The organism is Algibacter sp. (genome assembly GCF_039977455.1).
GTDB lineage: Bacteria > Bacteroidota > Bacteroidia > Flavobacteriales > Flavobacteriaceae > Algibacter_B.
The window spans coordinates 40,571-58,766 of record NZ_JBDWDG010000018.1 but is presented as its reverse complement, the minus strand read 5'-3'; the positions used below and the strand labels follow the sequence as shown (position 1 = coordinate 58,766).

Genomic DNA, 18,196 nt, shown 5'->3' with positions numbered 1-18,196 from the left:
GCATTTTAATTCCAGAAAACAAATGCACAACTCATTATTTTCAATACCTTAAAAAAGGTAGTTATTATTTAAGGTATACTAAATAGAATCGTATTAAACCCTACATTTTAACTAACAGGAATCATATCTTTTTCATTTACAACTGCATCCATTTCAGCAACCTTTTCATCTTCGGTAGAAAAACGAATCGCTAAAGCAGAAATAGCTGTAACCACAACCACAATTCCAATAATAAAATAACCACTAGAAACCGCCGCTGATGAAGCTGCAGATTGCGCCGCTTGGATAGCAGCTTCTCCCAATCCTTCATTAGCTGCAATAGCGGCTTTTTCAGCAACTGCCGATTGAGATTTTAATAGCATAGCGGCTAAAAACGCACCTACATTTCCTCCTGCCCCTACAATACCAGAAACAGAACCAATAGCTTTTTTATTTATAAACGGTACTACCGAAAATGTTGCTCCTTCGGCCATTTGAACTGATAAACTAAACAGTATTAAAAAACAAATACCTATGGCTATATTTGTTGTTGAAGAAAAGGTAATTAACATAAAACCTTGAATAGCAAGAATCGCAGCTAAAAATATCACTCGACCTCGTAAACCTTTTAATTTACCAAATCTATCACCAAAAAATCCACCTAGAGTTCTTGCAAAAATATTCATTAATGCAAAAGACAATACAAGATTACCTGCTGTTACTCTTTCTAATTGAAAGGTGTTTTGTAAATAATCATCCATGGTACCATAAACGGTAAGTTCTATACCAAACGACGCTGCATAAACTAAAAATAATATCCATGTTCTGTAATCTTTCAGCACGGTTGCAAAACCTACTTGATCTTTCTTCTTTTCTATTTCAATACCTGATTCCTTTAAATCTTTAAAATTACCTTGTGGGGTATCTTGTGTAAAAACATAATATACAATCCCCATTAAAAAACAAACTGCACCAGCAATAACCATAGAATATCTCCATGCTTCACCTTCGGCAATTCCAAAACTAACTACACCTGCAGCAATAATAGGCATACCCAATCGGTTAGCTCCACCTCCAAGATTCCCCCAACCTGCCGAGGTTGCATTGGCAGTCCCAACTATATTTGGAGCAAACATTAAAGACGTATGTACTTGAGTAATTACAAATGATGCACCAATAAACCCAATAAACAAACGGCATATTAAGAACTGCGTAGGTGTTTGTACCAAACCGCATAATACTACCGGAATAGCACCTAACATAAGTAACCAGGTATAACATAATCTTGGACCATATTTATCACATAATTTACCGATAAGTAAGCGTGCAAATACAGTACCTGAAACCGCTAAAATAATCGAGTTCCATTTCTGATCTGGGGTTAATCCTAGTTCTTTAACTACATCTGGCATAAAAGGCACGATACCAAACCATGCAAAAAAGCATAAGAAAAAAGATATTGCCGTAATCCAAAATGTACGTATTGAAACATTTTTTAGGTTAAATAAATTTAATGTGGTTGATTTACTTTGTGTTGTAGTGTTCATAATTAAGTAATTTATACGTACAAAACTAAGTATATTTACTTAATTCTAACAAAAACCAAGTAAGTAATTAAAAAGAAATGCGATATTAGTAATTAAATAATATCGATTTTATAGAATTCCTAAAATGAAGAAAATTATTTAGTTAATTTTAAGAATATGAAATTTTGCTTATCCAAATAACTTAATCAAACTAAATATATAGAGCACAATAATAAGTGCCCAAATACTAATATCAACCTTATAAACTTTATTTTATCGATAAACCCGGTAAATTCTTAGTACTTAAAAAAACGAAGCCAAACAAAATAAAACAGAGTTAATGCTATTAGGGAAGGAATACAACTTTCTTTTTAACTTTTTAGAGCTTACTTTAAGAATCTCATTAAACTCAATAAAAAAAATTATATGTGCCATTTTTAAATGGCTTTAGAACATTAAATTTTAAGGACTAACCTTTCTATAAAAAATATTAAGCCAACCCAAACTCTTTAGCTTTATTACTTAGTTCCATCAAATTTTTAACTTCTAATTTTTTCATGAGGTTAAAACGATGAACTTCTGCTGTACGTTTACTTATTTTAAGCTCGTCGGCTATATCTTTATTATTTTTTAGTTGAAGTACTAAATTAAGGATTTGTTTTTCGCGTTTAGTAAGCTTAAAAGGATCTTCTTTAACTTCCTTTTTAGGAGTAACAGCAGCATTTGTATTACCATTTACAAAGTTATTCATTATAATTGAAGAAACATCGCCTGTAAAATATTTTCCGCCAGAAGCTACATTATTTACAGCTTTTAAAAATTCTTCTTTACTAGCACCTTTTAATAAATACCCATCGGCCCCAGCTTGAATAGCTTTTACTACGTATTCTTCTGAATCATGCATAGAAAGTACCAAAGTACGCACATCTGTGTATAATTTATTAATCTCTCCTACAGCTTCAATGCCATTCATTTCTGGCATACGAATATCTATAATTAAAACATGAGGCTTGTTGCGCGCTACAACTTCTAAAGCTTCCTTTCCGTTTGAAGCCTCATCAATAACAACAATTCCTGTTTGGTCTTCCAAAAGTGCCTTTATACCATCTCTAACTAAAACATGGTCGTCTGCTAATACTACGTTAATTACATCCATAAACAAAAATATGATACTCAAAAATACGTATATATTAGAAAACTACGTATTATTTTAATTACTTTTATACAAAACAATTTAAATCACTAATTACTCCCTTTCCTTTAAAGGAATGTTAAGTGTTACTCTAGTTCCTTGTCCTGCTCCTGAAGTTACAAATATACGGCCGTTAATATATTTAATACGCTCTTTCATAAAAGTCATACCCATGCCACCATCGCCCATTTTTACATGCTTCACATTTTCTGGATTAAACCCTTTACCGTTATCATCTATTACAATACCTAACATACTTTCACTATGAGATAAAGACACCAAAATATGAGTAGATTCAGCATATTTAATAGCATTATTAATAGCTTCTTGAGTAATTCTATAAATGTTTATTTCGGTAAGCGAATCTAACCGCTTATTAAAATCTGTTTTATTAAAAAGAATAATTTCCTTTCCTGTTAATTTTGCTAACTCTTGAGTTAACTTAGTTATTGCAGGTACTATGCCGTGGTCTGATAATTCTGGAGGCGTTAAATTAAAAGTGGCAGTTCTAACACCTTTTATAATATTTGTTGTTAGTTCCTTTAAATATTCAATTTTAACTGTAGCTTTTTCAACATCTTTTGTATCAATACTTTCTAGATTATATTTTAAACCAGTAAGCATTTGTCCAATACCATCGTGAACATCTTTAGCAATACGACTTTGCTCCTTTTCTTGGTTTTCAATAATCTTACTAGAAATTATTTTTTGTTGACTCATGCGCTCTTCAAAACGCTGTGTATTAAGTCTACTTATTTCTAATTGTGCCAATTTACGCTCTGTAATTTCAGAAGCAATAATTAATATTTCAGATTTCTCATTGGTAGGGTTATAGGGAATTATAGCCATTTCTAACCAAATAATATCTCCACTCTTAGCTGTTGCCTTAACTTCTCCTTGCCACCCCGTTTTTTTATGTTTATTTATTAAATCTTCAATTATAAGTTGCTCGTTTTCTTCGGTAGATAATACTTTCCAAAACATGGTGGAATTATTAAATTTTGAAAATTTAAACAACTTAGAAAACTTGTTACCCAAGTGCACAATGCTACCATTTGGTAATATACGAGCAAACAACAGCGTATCTTCCATTACGCGACTAAGGGCACGAAGTTCCTTTATAGACTTCTCTTTTGCAAGACTAAGCTCGTCTGCATCAAAAGCCATTTTTTTAGCACGTTTTTCGGCCAATAGCAAATCGGCCAAAACAGATTTTACTGATTTTGCTGCAGGCCAAAAAATAAATAAAAACTCAGCTAAAAGTATTAATAAGGTTAATGCAGTTAACCAAAATTCCAATTGACGTAATCGTTCTACCTTGTCATTAGCTTCAATGTCGTATTGATTAACAATATCATCCATGATATTTAAAAAAGTAGCTTCGTTAGCTTTAACTTTTTCAGTATCTAACTTATAATCTTGTATTGAGGCTGCAGGTTGCTCCTCTATTGTATTTATAATACTATTCGAAGCCTCACTAATAGTAACGAAAACAGGATTTAAACGCTTAAACTTTTCGCTAATTTTTTCACTGTTGTTATTTGGTAACCCTAAACTATCATTTCCGTTTTGAAGTGCAAGATGAGACAAAGACCATAGTTGAAGCGTTTCTTTAATTTTTTCTTTTAAAAGAATACGATTATTAGAATTAGTTTCTACAGAAATTGACAGCACATCTTTAGTGAGTTTCTGACTAAGCATGCGCTGCCTACCAGCAACATTTATTATTGTAGAATCACTTTCTTGATCTCGTAAATGTATACGAATTAAAACTTGACTTAAAACAACCGAAATAGCTATGGTGAATAAGGCAATAATGTATAAACGACGTAATTTATCAAACGTTCTTTGGTCTAATGAATTACTTGATTTAATCATGTCTTTTATTTAAGAAATAGCCTGTTTTACTAAGGCTAAACTTTTATCGGAAAAAGGCAAAGCTAGTGCCGCTTCATGGCCTTTACTAGACATTTTTACCCATGTTTTTTTAAGAATATCAATTATTTTTTCGTCGCTATGTTTGGCAGCAAACTCCTCAAAATAATAATCTAAAAACACCAAACAAATAGCATCTTCTAAGGTTTGAGATTCCTCATTTTTTTTAATTAATTTTTTAAGAATAATAGCTTTAACTCTATCGGTAAACTGATCATCAAAACCGACTTGTTTTAAAATATCAGCAGTTAAGTTGGCATGCATTTTCTTTAAGGTTTCACGCCATTTTAAATATCCAACACGATCCATTGGGTACTCGTCCCTACCAATTTTCCAACGGCAAATATGTTGTGCACGTGCCGCTATTTGTAATGCTTTTGATGCGTTAGGCTCAAATTGCAACAATTTTCTTGTCATACGTTGCGAGTACAACAATTCTTTTGGATAACTCATACCTGCAACCTCGTATGTATTAATATCTTCGGAGTTCGCTTTATCAATTAAAGCAATAGCAGTTTCAAATCTGGTTGGCTTCATATTTTATGTGTTTTGGTCTATATCATTATTCTGAAAAGCCAATATACACATTTTCTCCTTCAATTTTTATAGGATATAAAGCAATAGGTTCCAAATCTCCATTTAAATTTTCTCCAGTTTCTAAAGAATATGTTTTTTTATGTAACGGACAAGCAACCATTGGCTCTCCATTATGATCACCAATCATACCTCTACTTAACACCATTTCTTCCTTATAAGGTGACAGGTTTTGGCAGGCATACCACGTTTTTAATCTATTAAAATTAAATACTGCTATCTGTAAATCTTTATACTTAACACATGCCCCACCATCCTTTGGAAAGTCATTAATATTTGCAGCTTTAAACCAAACATTAACCTCGTCACTTTTTACTGTTTTATACTTAGTAGCTATTGAATTCATTGTATATAAATTTTAGATATTAATTATTTCCAAGGTTCTGGCATTTTTTGTTCTCTCATAGGTACAAACACTATGTTATCATCTTCTTCATCTGTATTAACAAAATGATTAAAACGCTTCATCATTTCAGGATCATTAACAGCTTGAGTCCATTCGCATTCAAACTTATTAACCAAAGTTTCCATTTCATTTTCTAAATCGGCAACAATACCTAATTTATCCTCGATAATAACTTCTTTTAAGTAATCCAAACCGCCTTCTAATCGCTCTTGCCATGCGGCAGTACGTTGTAAAGGTTTTGCTGTACGCATGTAAAACATTAAATAACGATCTAAGTATTTAATCACTGTTTCATTATCAATTTGCTCTGCAAATAACTCTGCGTGACGTGGCGTAGCTCCACCGTTTCCTCCTAGATATAAATTCCAACCACCTTCAACAGCAATTAAACCGAAATCTTTTCCTCTAGCCTCGGCACATTCGCGAATACATCCGGAAACACCACCTTTAATTTTATGTGGCGCACGAATACCTCGGTAGCGATTTTCAAGCTCTATACCAAAGCTTACACTTTCGGCCATACCATAGCGGCACCAAGTTGACCCAACACATGTTTTTACAGTACGTAGCGATTTTCCGTAGGCATGTCCACTCTCAAAGCCATGGCTTATTAAATCTTTCCAAATTAGTGGTAATTGTTTTAAAGTTGCTCCAAATAAATCGATACGCACACCACCAGTAACCTTGGTATACAAATCATATTTCTTAGCAATTTCTCCAAGTGCAATTAACTTATCTGGTGTAATTTCCCCACCAGGAACACGTGGTACTACAGAATAGGTTCCGTTACGTTGAATATTAGCCATAAACCTATCGTTAGAATCTTGAATGGCATATTCTTTATTAGCAGTATCTGCATTAATAGTTGCCATTAAAGAGGCTACAAGTGGCTTACATAATTCGCAACCATGACCTCCTGTTCCATGATTATCTAGTACCTCATTAAAGGTAGTATAGCCTTTAACTTGTATAATTTTGTATAAATCTTGTCTGCTTAGCTCGAAGTGTTCACAAACACCTTCTTTAACTTCAATACCTAAAGCTTTAAGTGTTGCGTTAGTTAAATCGGCAACCATAGGTTTACAACCACCGCAACCTGTACCTGCTTTAGTACAACTTACCACACCAGCAATATCTGTAGCTTCACCATTTTCAATAGATGAACAAATTTGCCCTTTAGTTACGCTCTCGCAAGAACATACTTGTGCTTCGTCTGGTAAATCGGTTACATCCCCAAAAGAAGAAGCACCATCGCTAGCCGGTAATATCAATTGAGAAGGATCTTCCGGAATAGCCATGCCGTTTAAATATATTTGATGCAACATGTTGTAAGTAGAAGCGTCTCCAACAAGAATTCCACCTAGTAATTTTTTACCATCGTGACTCACATTTATACGTTTATATAAATGCTGAGTTTTGTTTTCAAAAATTATAGAATGACCTTTTGATGCTGGCATAAATGGCTCTCCAAAACTAGCAACATCGACACCTATTAACTTAAGTTTAGTAGACATATCGATATCTGCAGGCATAAGTTCCTCAGTTTTACCAATAATTTGCTCTACTGCTACCCCCGCCATATCATAACCTGGAGCTACCAAACCATAAATCATTTGATTATATAAAGCTATCTCTCCTATGGCATAAATATTTTCATCGGAAGTTTGCATTTTATTATCCACTACAATACCACCACGAACACCAACTTCTAGTCCACAATTTTTTCCTAGCTCATCTCTTGGACGAATACCTGCAGAAACAATAAGCATATCAACATCTAATAAATCATCTTCACCAAACTCTAACCCCACAATAGAGCCATTACCTAAAATTTGATTAGTAGCTTTACTTAAATGAATATTTAAACCAATAGATTCTAATTTTAATTGTAAAACCTGACTACTTCTTAAATCTAATTGCCTTGGCATTAATTTAGAAGCAAACTCCACGATATGCGGTTCTAAGCCCATATCCATAACAGCCTTACCCGCCTCTAAACCCAATAAACCACCACCAAGAACAGCAGCTTTGGCATTAGGCTTTTTAGCTTTAAGTTTTGCGGCATAGGCTAACATACCTTCTAAATCTTCAATGGTTCTGTATACAAAAACACCTTCTTTTTCCACACCTTTAATTGGTGGCACAAAAGGTGACGAACCTGTGGCTAAAACCAAATAATTATACGAAAACTCACGATTTTTAGCTGTTTTTATTGTTTTATCTTTTCTTGAAATATCTGAAACACGTTCACCAGTAATTAATTCGATATTATTCTCTGCATACCATTCTGCCGGAGCCATCTCTAGAGCTTTAGCATCTTGATTTTCGAAAAATTCACTTAAATGAACTCTATCATAAGCAGGTCTTGGTTCCTCACCAAAAACCGTTATTTTAAAATCTTTAAACTCAGTTTTTTGTACAAATTTTTCACAAAACTTGTAACCAACCATTCCATTTCCAACAACAATAATATGTTTCATAATTACGTATTTGAAACAAAACTAAGTATTTTTACTTAATTTACGTAGTTTAAATTCAAAAAATACTTAAAAACCACGTAATATTATCAATTTCTCAAATTGAAATACTAATATTTACTTTTTAGAAAAATAATGGTTGTTGTTTTGCTGAAATCTTAAACTTTTGTAATAGTTACTCTAACACTCTTGGAAGCAGGTGTTTTAGCGGTATGTGCAAAACTTTCTAATGGCACCAAGACATTTGTTTCAGGAAAATATGTCGCACAACAATTTTTAGGAATATCGTAACCCACAACTTTAAATTGGTTAGCTTCTCGAATAACCCCGTTATATTCAGACTTAATATTTACAACTTGATGTACTTCAAAACTACGTAGTTTCATATCTTCTCGATTCATAAAAACGATACGTCTTTCGTTAAAAACACCTCTATAACGATCGTTTAGCCCATAAATCGTGGTGTTAAATTGATCATGACTACGTATAGTCATCATTATCAATTCACCATCCTTCAATTTCCATTCAGGAAGTTTATTTGATGTAAAATTAGCTTTCCCCGTTTTAGTTTCAAAAGACCTTACTCGTGCTCCATTTGGCAAATAAAATCCAGAAGGTTGTTTTAGTTTTTTATTATAATTTTCAAACCCAGAAATGACCTCAGCAATATCATCGCGAACTAAATTATAATCATCCTTATAGGCCAACCAATTTATTTTAGTGCGATCTTTTAATGTCGCATGAGCAATACCACAAACCACAGAAACCTCACTTAATAAATCCTCAGAACAAGGTTCTAGGATGCCTTTTGTTGAAGACACAATACCCATTGAGTTTTCGACACTTTGAGTTTGTACACCTGTTTTTTGATAGTCCTTTTCAGCTCTACCCAAACACGGAAATATTAAAGCTTCCTGACCTGTGACTAAATGCGAACGATTCAATTTTGTACTCACATGAACGGTTAAATTACAATTGGCTAAAGCCTGTGCAGAATACTTAGTATCGGGCACTGCAGAGATAAAATTTCCGCCCATACCAAAAAACACTTTTACTTTACCTTCATACATGGCTTTTATAGCCTCTATAACGCTATAGCCATGCTTTACGGAAGGTTTAAAACCATATTTAACTTCAATTTTATCTAAAAATGCTTGCGGTGCAGCTTCCCAAATACCAACCGTTCTATCGCCTTGTACATTAGAATGTCCACGAACCGGACAAGTGCCTGCTCCTTCCTTACCAATACTGCCTTTCAGCAATAATAAATTAACAAGTTCACGAATATTATCGACTGCATTTTCATGTTGCGTTAAGCCCATGGCCCAACAAATAATAATTTTGTTGTTATTCAGAATTAAATCAAAAACTTCATTAAATGTTTCTATAGTTACTCCTGAAGCCTGCAAACAGGTTTCAAAATTATAGGTTTTTAAATCTGTAATAAAAGCCTCATATCCACTGGTATATTGATTAATAAACCCTTTATCAAAAACATTACCGTTAGCTTCCTCCTTTTCTAGTAATTTTAACAACAATGCTTTAAAAAAGGCGACATCACCATTTATTGTAATAGGTACGAAAACATCTGAAAGTTTGGTACCTCCAGTAAGCATTTTTATAGGGTTTTGTGGATCTGTAAATTTTATTAATCCTGCCTCTGGCAAAGGGTTTACGGCAATTATTTTACCACCATTTTTTTTAGTCTTTTCTAAAGCTGATAACATCCTTGGGTGGTTGGTTGCCGGGTTTTGTCCAATAACCATAACCACTTCGGCTTTATATAAATCATCCAAAGTTACGGAGCCTTTACCAATACCTAAAGTTTCTGAAAGCGCACTTCCACTTGCCTCGTGACACATATTAGAGCAATCTGGCAAATTAGAAGTCCCAAATTCTCTAACAAATAATTGATATAAAAATGCCGCTTCATTGGTGGTTCTACCAGATGTATAAAAGGCAGCTTCATCCGGATTACCTAATGCATTTAAATGCGTTGCTACCTTTTTAAAAGCATTATCCCACGAAATGGGTTGATAATGAGACGCTCCTTTAGGTAAATACATAGGTTCTGCCAATCGGCCTGATTTCCCTATTTCAAAATCGGATAAACTAGCCAAATCATCCACAGCATTTTTTTCAAAAAACTCACGATTAATTAGTTTATTCTGCATTTCTTCAGCCATAGCTTTTAAACCATTTTCGCAATATTCACCTAATGAAGAACGATCGTCGTCTGGATCTGGCCACGCACAACCAGGACAATCAAAACCACCTTTTTGGTTCATTTTTAACGATACCTTTAAAGCATCCATAGGCCTCATGTATTTGCTAGCATGACCAATAGCCACTTTTACAGCCTTAAAACCTACGCTATTTTTAGGTGGTGTTTCGGTTTTTAAATCATGAAATACTTCGGGTGTTAAGGCTTTTTCTATTGACGATTTACTCATTTGTAGGACTACTTAGGTTTCTTAGTATAAAATTAATCTTTTAATGGTAAAAACAACTCATTTTAGTCTTAATACATTACAAAAACAATCCTCCAACATGTTAAATAATTTAGGACGCTCATAAAAATACTCGGTAGCTATGGAAAAATTTCTTCTTGATTCGTACCTACATAATTTCTACTGTCTGATGTTTTATTATTTATCGCATCCATTTTAACTATTAGATATAAAAACTCATGAGTTGTCATATTTTCTTTATCGGTTTTATTCCTAAACCCAAAGCACCATACTTCTCTAGACCATATCATTTACTTTTTATATCTACCGTATTCCACTAAACTAACAATATTTCTATTTTCACCTTCAAAATTTTAATCCGCATTAAAATTATCTGAATAATTAAGTATGGTTGTTACGGGTTAGAATATTAAAAGTTGCGGGTTTTAAACCGCAACTTTCCTATGTTTAAATTTAGCATTTTTATGTTTTAGAAACATTCTTTATTCAAGAATTTAGCATTTTTTTATATGCATTGTTGCCAATAGTGTTCTTTAATTCCTTTTTCTAATTAAATTTAGAATTCCCTGTAGTTATAACATCATAAATTTGGATACCTTGGATTGCTTTAAAAGTAATTCCTTCTCTAGCAATTCCTTTAGATAAAGTTCTGTACATTGAATTAGCTAAACCGCTTGCTTTTGAAGAACCCATTGCTTGAACCATATTTTTTGTTTCTAATATTTTTTTTTCTGAATCATATTTTTGAGAAATTTTCCAATCATTCCATTCCTTTTGATTTACTTCATAATTTTGTCCATCGAAGTTAACTAAAAATATTCCTTTTTCTTTAAGTTCAGTGCTATAAGCATTCATTTCAGCTTCTTCTTCTAATTTAATCATTTTTGCAACTTCTCTTTTTGCTTTTAATTCTTCAGCCTTTAATCTAGATTCTTCTTCACGAGCCTTTTTAGCATCTATTTTTTTTTGTTCATAGGAGTTTCTTTAATCTATTCTAGATTGTTTAATTGAGTCAATTCTATTTTTTTCTTTTAACTTTTTTCTTACTCTTTCAATTTTTTGCTTAATATCTTCTTCTCTAGAATATTGATTTGAAACTTCATTGTCAAAAGTCGTTAATTTGAGTGTCAATTCAGTCATTTGCTTTACTCCAACTTCTTGATTTTTTGTCCCTTTAATAATTTCTTTTTGAATTTTTTCTATACTCTCACTAATTTCTCTATATTCTTTTACTTTATCATCTAAAGATGTACAATTACTAAAAGAGAATAAAATTAGACCTATAATTATTAAATTTTTAATTTTATTCATAGTTATTTTGATTAATTAGGTGTTTTTAATTTATTACTACTTATGTTTAAAATCTTTTTCAGATTATTCCTAATTATGAATTTTTCATTGCTTGCATCATCATTAAGTCTTTTTTAAACTTGTCATCTTTCTCATCTCGTTCTAAATCACTTATTTTTATTAATATAGGTGAATTTACTTTATCTACTTTACTACCTAAAGTAAATAGATCTATCATAGCCCATATTCCAAAACCTCCTAGTGTGAACCAAAATAAAAACTGTTTACCAATTTGTCCTAAATAAATGTAATGTGCTCCAAAAAGGAAAAAAAACAAATAAGCAGTTCCAGTTTTTTTTAATTCATTTTGTAAATGTAAAGTTGTCATTTTTTAATTCATTTTTAATTTTACCTACTCCAAAATTGTATTGGCTTTTCGGTTTATTCCCAATTTTGTAAATAAATTACTTTTTAATGAAATTTCTTTACGGGTTTCCTCATTCTAATTAAGTATAAGTTTTTGGAATTGAATATGATTTTATTGGAGTTTTATCGGTTTCTAATTACCAGTATCAGTATGTAGATTTGGATTATTTATTTCCATATCTTTTAATTTTTCGTATTTCGATTTTGTAATTAGTTCTCGAAAACTCTCTACTGAAATAATCTAATTTTTATAAGTAAATAATAAACTCAAAACTAAGTTATGTGCCATTTTTGCTATTGAGTACAGCTATTTTTTCGGACATTATTGGCAACGTGTTTGTATATGGTTTGTTGCGTGGTTAAGCAACTAAGTTAACAAATAAAAACCGAATAGAAAATCCGCGAGGATTTTCGTAAGTAAGGGAGAACCAAGCAATTGATTATAAACGGTGTTTTGGTATCGTTTTTACAATACTATTTATCATAATGTGCAAGCCCGGGATTGGAAATAAACTGCCCTCTTTCTTTAATAAAAATGGATGGTTTTTCACCGGTTATTTTTTTAAAATCATTGATAAAATGTGATTGATCGAAATAACCACAATGATATGCTACACTAGTTAAATTAATTACCTGACCTTCATTTAACAAACGCAATACTTCATTTATACGAATAATGCGAAGATAGTGTTTCGGACTAATTCCAATCTTTTCTTTAAATTCTCTTACTAATTGTCGCTCGCTAATACATAATTTGTTAGAAAGGTCTTTTATCTTAACTCCTTTTGTATTTCGTATGAGGTTAGCAGCTAAATTGACGTAGTTCATGTCAATTTTATTATTCAGCAGATTCTTCAATAAATAATTTTCAGTTCGCTGAATCATGGAAAGAACACTTATTTCTTCCTTTAATTTATGACTAAAGTTAATAAATCCAGCACCCAATACCATGGACATATCCTCATAACGATCCACAAGTAAAGAAGCCGGGACTCCAAAAATGTTGTATATACCTTCCGGCTTAAACCGAATAGCAAACACTTTTACATAATTCTTAAACCTTATTTCGTAAGGTTTTGTATACAACCCCATAATCATAAAGTTTGGGGATTGCGACCAAGTAGTATCATTTTCAAGATCGCAATGCAAATCGTTAAGATGAATAATCAACTCAATGCAGCCTGTTGGAATCATTTGCATGGATAACGGTCCAAAAGCATTTAAATTAAAACTACCTTCCCAAAATAGTTCAACAAATGGCTTTAGACTTTCGCATGGCATATATTCATTTAAAAGAGTATTCATTTTATCAAAATTGGTAAGCCTAAAGTTAGTTTATTTTTGATTAGCCTTGACATCCCATAATTCCTTCATAACAATGTCAAGATCGAGCAAGGCTTGACTACAATCACCAAAGAATGATGAACCATGCATGGTTGCAAGTGTTTTTGGCTTCAAATCCGCTAATGAATAGAGTATTTTTGATGTATGACATGTATAGGGTGTATATTCCATTAAAGGCCCTTGTTCATATTCAAGCATGGAATTTTTATGCGAAGCCAAAATGTCTTTATCCGTTATATCAGTTACATTTCCATTTTGATGAAATAAATCGGAGCACAATAACGTTCCATTTGTCTCTTCAAACAACACTCCAGCATCCCAGCCATGCGGTAGATGGGGCGTTCTGATGAAACGATAATTATGTTTTCCAGTATTTAAAACAGCATTTCCCGACATTGCATAAGCTGGCCTTATAGCAAAATCTCCCATATTAACAATAGCACCTGCTTCACTGCACACAGCTTTAGCATTTGGAGCGACTTGTAACCACTCATTTAGTGCTCCACACTCATCTACTTCAAAATGACTAAAACCAATCCACATAATCTTTGATGGATCAATTAATTTGCTTACAGCTTCTAATACAGCAGGAAACATTTGTCTCATTCCAGCATGATATAACATGGGTTCATCATCTTTAATTAAAAAGTGATTAAATTGTAAATTAAATTCGTTAACAAATACCGAAATTCGGTAAACATCCGGTGCGATTTCTGAAACTTTGATCATTTGACTTGTTATTATTAATTAGTAAGAATTAAATTTTTAGCTAATAAAATTGATTTGAACTAAAGTTACAGAAGAATAAATAAGCAAGATTGTAAAAAAACGACATTATTTAGGGGGCTCTTGTAGAGTATATCTCAATCTTGAATTAATAAGCATTATTGATTGAAAACACAGAAGTAATATTTGCGTATTTTTCTAATGCACCACAACGGCTCGGCTAAGTGGAGTGCGGGATTGAACAGTGAAAATGTTCAATCAGCAACGAAACTGAGCCAAACCAATTTTTGTGAATTTACTTTATCAAATATAATTCGTCAAAACTTGTTTTGGCGGATGTATCCCGAAATACATTCCATTAACCACTAAAACCCGCATTACATTTAGCCATTGTTGTGGTTAGTTTTTTTTATTCAATTGTAAGTTGTTTAAGACAATCTAATTTCTTTTTAAAATATTCACTTCGCCATTTTGCTATTTTCTTCGTTGTCAATTTGTTATTTACTTTTATTTTAAATTGAAAATCTTCTAATTCATTATGTTCCAAGGTGATTGTTTTATTGAAATTAACATATTCGATTTCGAGCTGTATTTTATCTGTATTTAGAATTTTTCGTTTCAGATTAGCTTTAAAATGACCATCAAAATCAGTTGAATAACAACTAGTTATTTGATTATTTATTGTGATATTAATACCTACAAAAGGAATACCTTCATTCGTTTCAGCGTTCAATAAAGTACCATTTAGATAATCAAATTCAGTGTTTTGGGCAAAAATAAATATTGAGTTAAATGAAATTGTAAGCACTATAAGTATAATGTTTTTCATTTATTTTTTTAATTAACCACAACATTGGTATAACCCCAATTAATAAAACAAAACATGGCTTAATAATAGGTTATGCTACCCTTCTGGAATTTTATAAATTTTCTTAAGGTTCCGCTTTTTGTATTGTTAGATTCCTTACATCATCAAAGCAACTATAAATAATAACACCAATTATCCTACAACCGTATTTTCAACTTTCATATTACTCATATAAGGCTGCTTTGTTAAACGCTTTCCTGTAGCCTTATAAATGGCATTAGCAACAGCAGCACCAACGGGTGGTAATGTTGGCTCTCCAAGACCTGTTGGATCTATATTATTTTCTATAAAATGAACATCGACTTTAGGGGTTTGTCCCATGCGAATTAATTGGTAGGTATTGAAATTGTTAGATTGCGGTACACCATTTTTAAATCCGAAATCTGAATATAAAGCGTGCCCAATACCATCAATAACACCACCTTTGGCCTGATTTAATGCACCAAGCGGGTTTACCACAATACCGCAATCAATAGCACAAGTAACGCGCTTTACATTAGGCACACCATTTTCCATGGTTATATCGGCTACCTCGGCCACATGGGAATTATGACAATAATACACGGACAGTCCCTGATAAATACCTTCATCAGTTTTACCCCAATTCGATTTTTCGACCGCTAATTTTAAAACAGCCTGTAAGCGATCCGGATTATATTCGATGTTTGCTTCTGGATTCTTCTTAACATTATCTAATAAATCCATGTGTAATTGCACTCTATCCATACCTAATTCTTCAGCTAATTCATCAAAAAAGCTTTGTTCTGCACTGGCTAAAAAGTTGGTATATGGCGCTCTCCAAGCACCCGTGGTAATATTACTTTTATAACGCGCGGTATCTACTTGATAATTCGCAATGGCTCCTGCTGGAAAGAAATTAGGAATTAAGCCATACATGTTTCCATTGACACAAGCTTCTTTTAAATGATAGCCTGTAAGCTTACCATCCTTAATGGAAGCAGCTATTTTGTATTTTGTGGAAGGACGATACACGCCCGTGGTCATATCATCTTCTCTAGAAGACACCATTTTTACAGGTTGTTTAATCGCGTTTGAAATTTCGACAGCCTCATATACAAAATCAGCATACAATCGTCTACCAAAACCACCACCCATTCTAGTCATTACCAACTGAATGTCATTAATATCCCTATCTAATAATTCGGCTACAACTTTTGCAGCAGATTCCGGTGTTTGTATAGGACCTACCAAATGCACCTTTTCTGGTGTTACATTAGCAAAGAAATTCATAGGCTCCATCGTATTATGCGGTAAAAAAGGCGCCTCATAAACACGTTCAATAATTTTATCTGCCTTAGCAAAAGCTTTTTTAACATTACCATCTTTTCGTCTCGTATCAAACGAGTTACCGTCTAACAAATCTAATAATGCCTCATTATGATTTTCGGTACTTTCAAGTGGCGTTTCGGTTTTCCAAGTCGCTTTTATAGCCTTTTTGCCTTTCATAGCATCCCAAGTGGTTTTTCCTATTACAACCACCTTATCCGTACTACTCATAGCCATGGTCCAATTACTTTTTCCTTGCCCTCGATAATCCCTTATTTTTTGCCCTATAGTAATAACATCAACAACACCTGGTAATGCTTTCGCTTCTTCGGCATCAAAGGATTCTAATACCTGCCCGAATGCAGGCGGCCTTAAAACACTGGCATAAAGCATCCCTTCTTCTTTATAATCTAATCCAAAAAGCGGTTTTCCTGTTATTATTTTATCAATATCTACATTCCCTTTACCTTTTCCTATAATTTTAAAATCTTTAGGGTCTTTTAAGGTTACTTCATCTGGGATTTGAAGAATCGCAGCTTCCGAAGCCACATCGCCATACCCTAAAGAATCTCCTTTAGCATTAGTTATTACCCCATCTAATACTGTACATTCTGAGGCATTAACACCCCATCTTGCGGCGGCGGCATTAACCAACATTTGTTTTGCAGTTGCTCCTGTTTGTCGCAAGGGCTCCCAACCACGACGAATAGATTGGCTACCACCTGCCATTTGCCTTTTATAATTATCTGTATCTAATTTAGCTTGTTGTACATACACATCTTCCCAAGCTACATCTAACTCCTCGGCAATAAGCATAGGCATTGATGTTTTAACACCTTGACCAATTTCTGGGTTGGGAGAAAAAATGGTTACTTTTCCCTCTTCGGAAATTTTTATAAAGGCATTAAAATCGTTATAATTTAATTGACTTAAATCCACCGGAGGATTTATATCTTCTTTACAAGCATTGAATAAATTAAAACCTATAATCATACCTCCACTAGCTAAAGCTGTCGATTTTAAGAACGATCTTCTACTGAATGTTATTTTTTTTGAAGCTGCCATTTGTTTTTTTTTATAGGATTAACTTATTTTTTTTGACGCTATTTTCACAGCTTCTTCTATACTATTATAAGCAGCACATCTACAAATATTACCATGCATGGCATTTCTTATTTCAGAATTAGTAGGACTCGAATTAGTTTTTAAAAATGCTGAAGCCGTCATAATTTGTCCTGCTTGACAATACCCACATTGCGGCACATCTACCTCTTTCCACGCTTGTTGCACAGGATGATTGCCATGTTCAGAAAGACCTTCTATAGTAGTGATTTCCATTCCTTCTGCTTGCGATACTTGAAGCAAACAGCTTCGCATAGCGTTACCATCTACATGAACTGTACAAGCGCCGCACTGCCCTATACCACAACCAAATTTTGTTCCTACTAGATTAATTTTATCTCGCAACACCCAAAGTAAAGGCATATCGCTATCTGCTTCAACAGCATAAGATTTATTATTGATTTTTAAGTTGAATGTTGGCATAGTATAAATTTTGGTATTAAGATATTAAAAATTAAAGTGAATACTAAGCATACTTATTATTTTAACAATGGATTAACTAGTTTAATACTTTGAATTTTCTTTTATCAAACTTCACTTTTACTATTAAAAT

Annotated in this window: 16 protein-coding genes; all 16 read right to left on the bottom strand. The window is 32.9% G+C overall.

What is annotated here, in order from left to right:
• Positions 1 to 107 precede the first annotated feature (107 nt).
• A complete protein-coding gene (locus ABJM36_RS08225) occupies positions 108 to 1,526 on the bottom strand; it encodes an MFS transporter (protein ID WP_348450973.1) in 1,419 nt (472 codons plus the stop codon).
• 469 nt (positions 1,527 to 1,995) lie between these two features.
• A complete protein-coding gene (locus tag ABJM36_RS08220) occupies positions 1,996 to 2,661 on the bottom strand; it encodes a response regulator transcription factor (RefSeq protein WP_348451018.1) in 666 nt (221 codons plus the stop codon).
• A 90-nt stretch (positions 2,662 to 2,751) separates the two neighbouring features.
• Positions 2,752 to 4,575: an ATP-binding protein gene (locus ABJM36_RS08215; protein WP_348450972.1), complete on the bottom strand. Its 1,824-nt coding sequence runs from the start codon at positions 4,573 to 4,575 to the stop codon at positions 2,752 to 2,754.
• Positions 4,576 to 4,584: 9 nt separating this feature from the next.
• Complete coding sequence (locus tag ABJM36_RS08210) at positions 4,585 to 5,169, bottom strand: DUF4202 domain-containing protein (protein WP_348450971.1); 585 nt, start codon at positions 5,167 to 5,169, stop codon at positions 4,585 to 4,587.
• 25 nt (positions 5,170 to 5,194) lie between these two features.
• Positions 5,195 to 5,572 carry a nitrite reductase small subunit NirD gene (gene nirD / locus ABJM36_RS08205; protein ID WP_348450970.1) on the bottom strand — a complete coding sequence of 126 codons (378 nt, stop codon included), beginning with the start codon at positions 5,570 to 5,572 and terminating at the stop codon, positions 5,195 to 5,197.
• Between the two features lie 23 nt (positions 5,573 to 5,595).
• Positions 5,596 to 8,112 carry a nitrite reductase large subunit NirB gene (nirB, locus tag ABJM36_RS08200; protein WP_348450969.1) on the bottom strand — a complete coding sequence of 839 codons (2,517 nt, stop codon included), beginning with the start codon at positions 8,110 to 8,112 and terminating at the stop codon, positions 5,596 to 5,598.
• A 155-nt stretch (positions 8,113 to 8,267) separates the two neighbouring features.
• The gene (locus ABJM36_RS08195; RefSeq protein WP_348450968.1) at positions 8,268 to 10,562 is read right to left on the bottom strand and encodes an FdhF/YdeP family oxidoreductase; all 2,295 of its coding nucleotides are present in this window, start codon (positions 10,560 to 10,562) and stop codon (positions 8,268 to 8,270) included.
• A 137-nt stretch (positions 10,563 to 10,699) separates the two neighbouring features.
• Positions 10,700 to 10,870, bottom strand: a complete 171-nt coding sequence (locus tag ABJM36_RS08190; protein WP_348450967.1) for a hypothetical protein — start codon at positions 10,868 to 10,870, stop codon at positions 10,700 to 10,702.
• Between the two features lie 256 nt (positions 10,871 to 11,126).
• Complete coding sequence (locus ABJM36_RS08185) at positions 11,127 to 11,462, bottom strand: hypothetical protein (RefSeq protein WP_348450966.1); 336 nt, start codon at positions 11,460 to 11,462, stop codon at positions 11,127 to 11,129.
• A gap of 102 nt (positions 11,463 to 11,564) precedes the next feature.
• Complete coding sequence (locus ABJM36_RS08180; RefSeq protein WP_348450965.1) at positions 11,565 to 11,891, bottom strand: hypothetical protein; 327 nt, start codon at positions 11,889 to 11,891, stop codon at positions 11,565 to 11,567.
• A 73-nt stretch (positions 11,892 to 11,964) separates the two neighbouring features.
• Entirely contained in the window at positions 11,965 to 12,258 is a 294-nt protein-coding gene (locus ABJM36_RS08175; protein WP_348450964.1) for a TM2 domain-containing protein, read from the bottom strand.
• A 512-nt stretch (positions 12,259 to 12,770) separates the two neighbouring features.
• The gene (locus ABJM36_RS08170) at positions 12,771 to 13,601 is read right to left on the bottom strand and encodes a helix-turn-helix transcriptional regulator (protein WP_348450963.1); all 831 of its coding nucleotides are present in this window, start codon (positions 13,599 to 13,601) and stop codon (positions 12,771 to 12,773) included.
• Between the two features lie 30 nt (positions 13,602 to 13,631).
• On the bottom strand, positions 13,632 to 14,369 hold the full coding sequence (locus ABJM36_RS08165) for an MBL fold metallo-hydrolase (RefSeq protein ID WP_348450962.1): 738 nt from the start codon (positions 14,367 to 14,369) through the stop codon (positions 13,632 to 13,634).
• Between the two features lie 406 nt (positions 14,370 to 14,775).
• A complete protein-coding gene (locus ABJM36_RS08160; protein ID WP_348450961.1) occupies positions 14,776 to 15,195 on the bottom strand; it encodes a hypothetical protein in 420 nt (139 codons plus the stop codon).
• Positions 15,196 to 15,366: 171 nt separating this feature from the next.
• Positions 15,367 to 17,586, bottom strand: coding sequence for a molybdopterin cofactor-binding domain-containing protein (locus ABJM36_RS08155; RefSeq protein WP_348450960.1), 2,220 nt, complete (start codon positions 17,584 to 17,586; stop codon positions 15,367 to 15,369).
• An 18-nt stretch (positions 17,587 to 17,604) separates the two neighbouring features.
• Positions 17,605 to 18,066, bottom strand: a complete 462-nt coding sequence (locus ABJM36_RS08150; protein ID WP_348450959.1) for a (2Fe-2S)-binding protein — start codon at positions 18,064 to 18,066, stop codon at positions 17,605 to 17,607.
• Positions 18,067 to 18,196 lie beyond the last annotated feature (130 nt).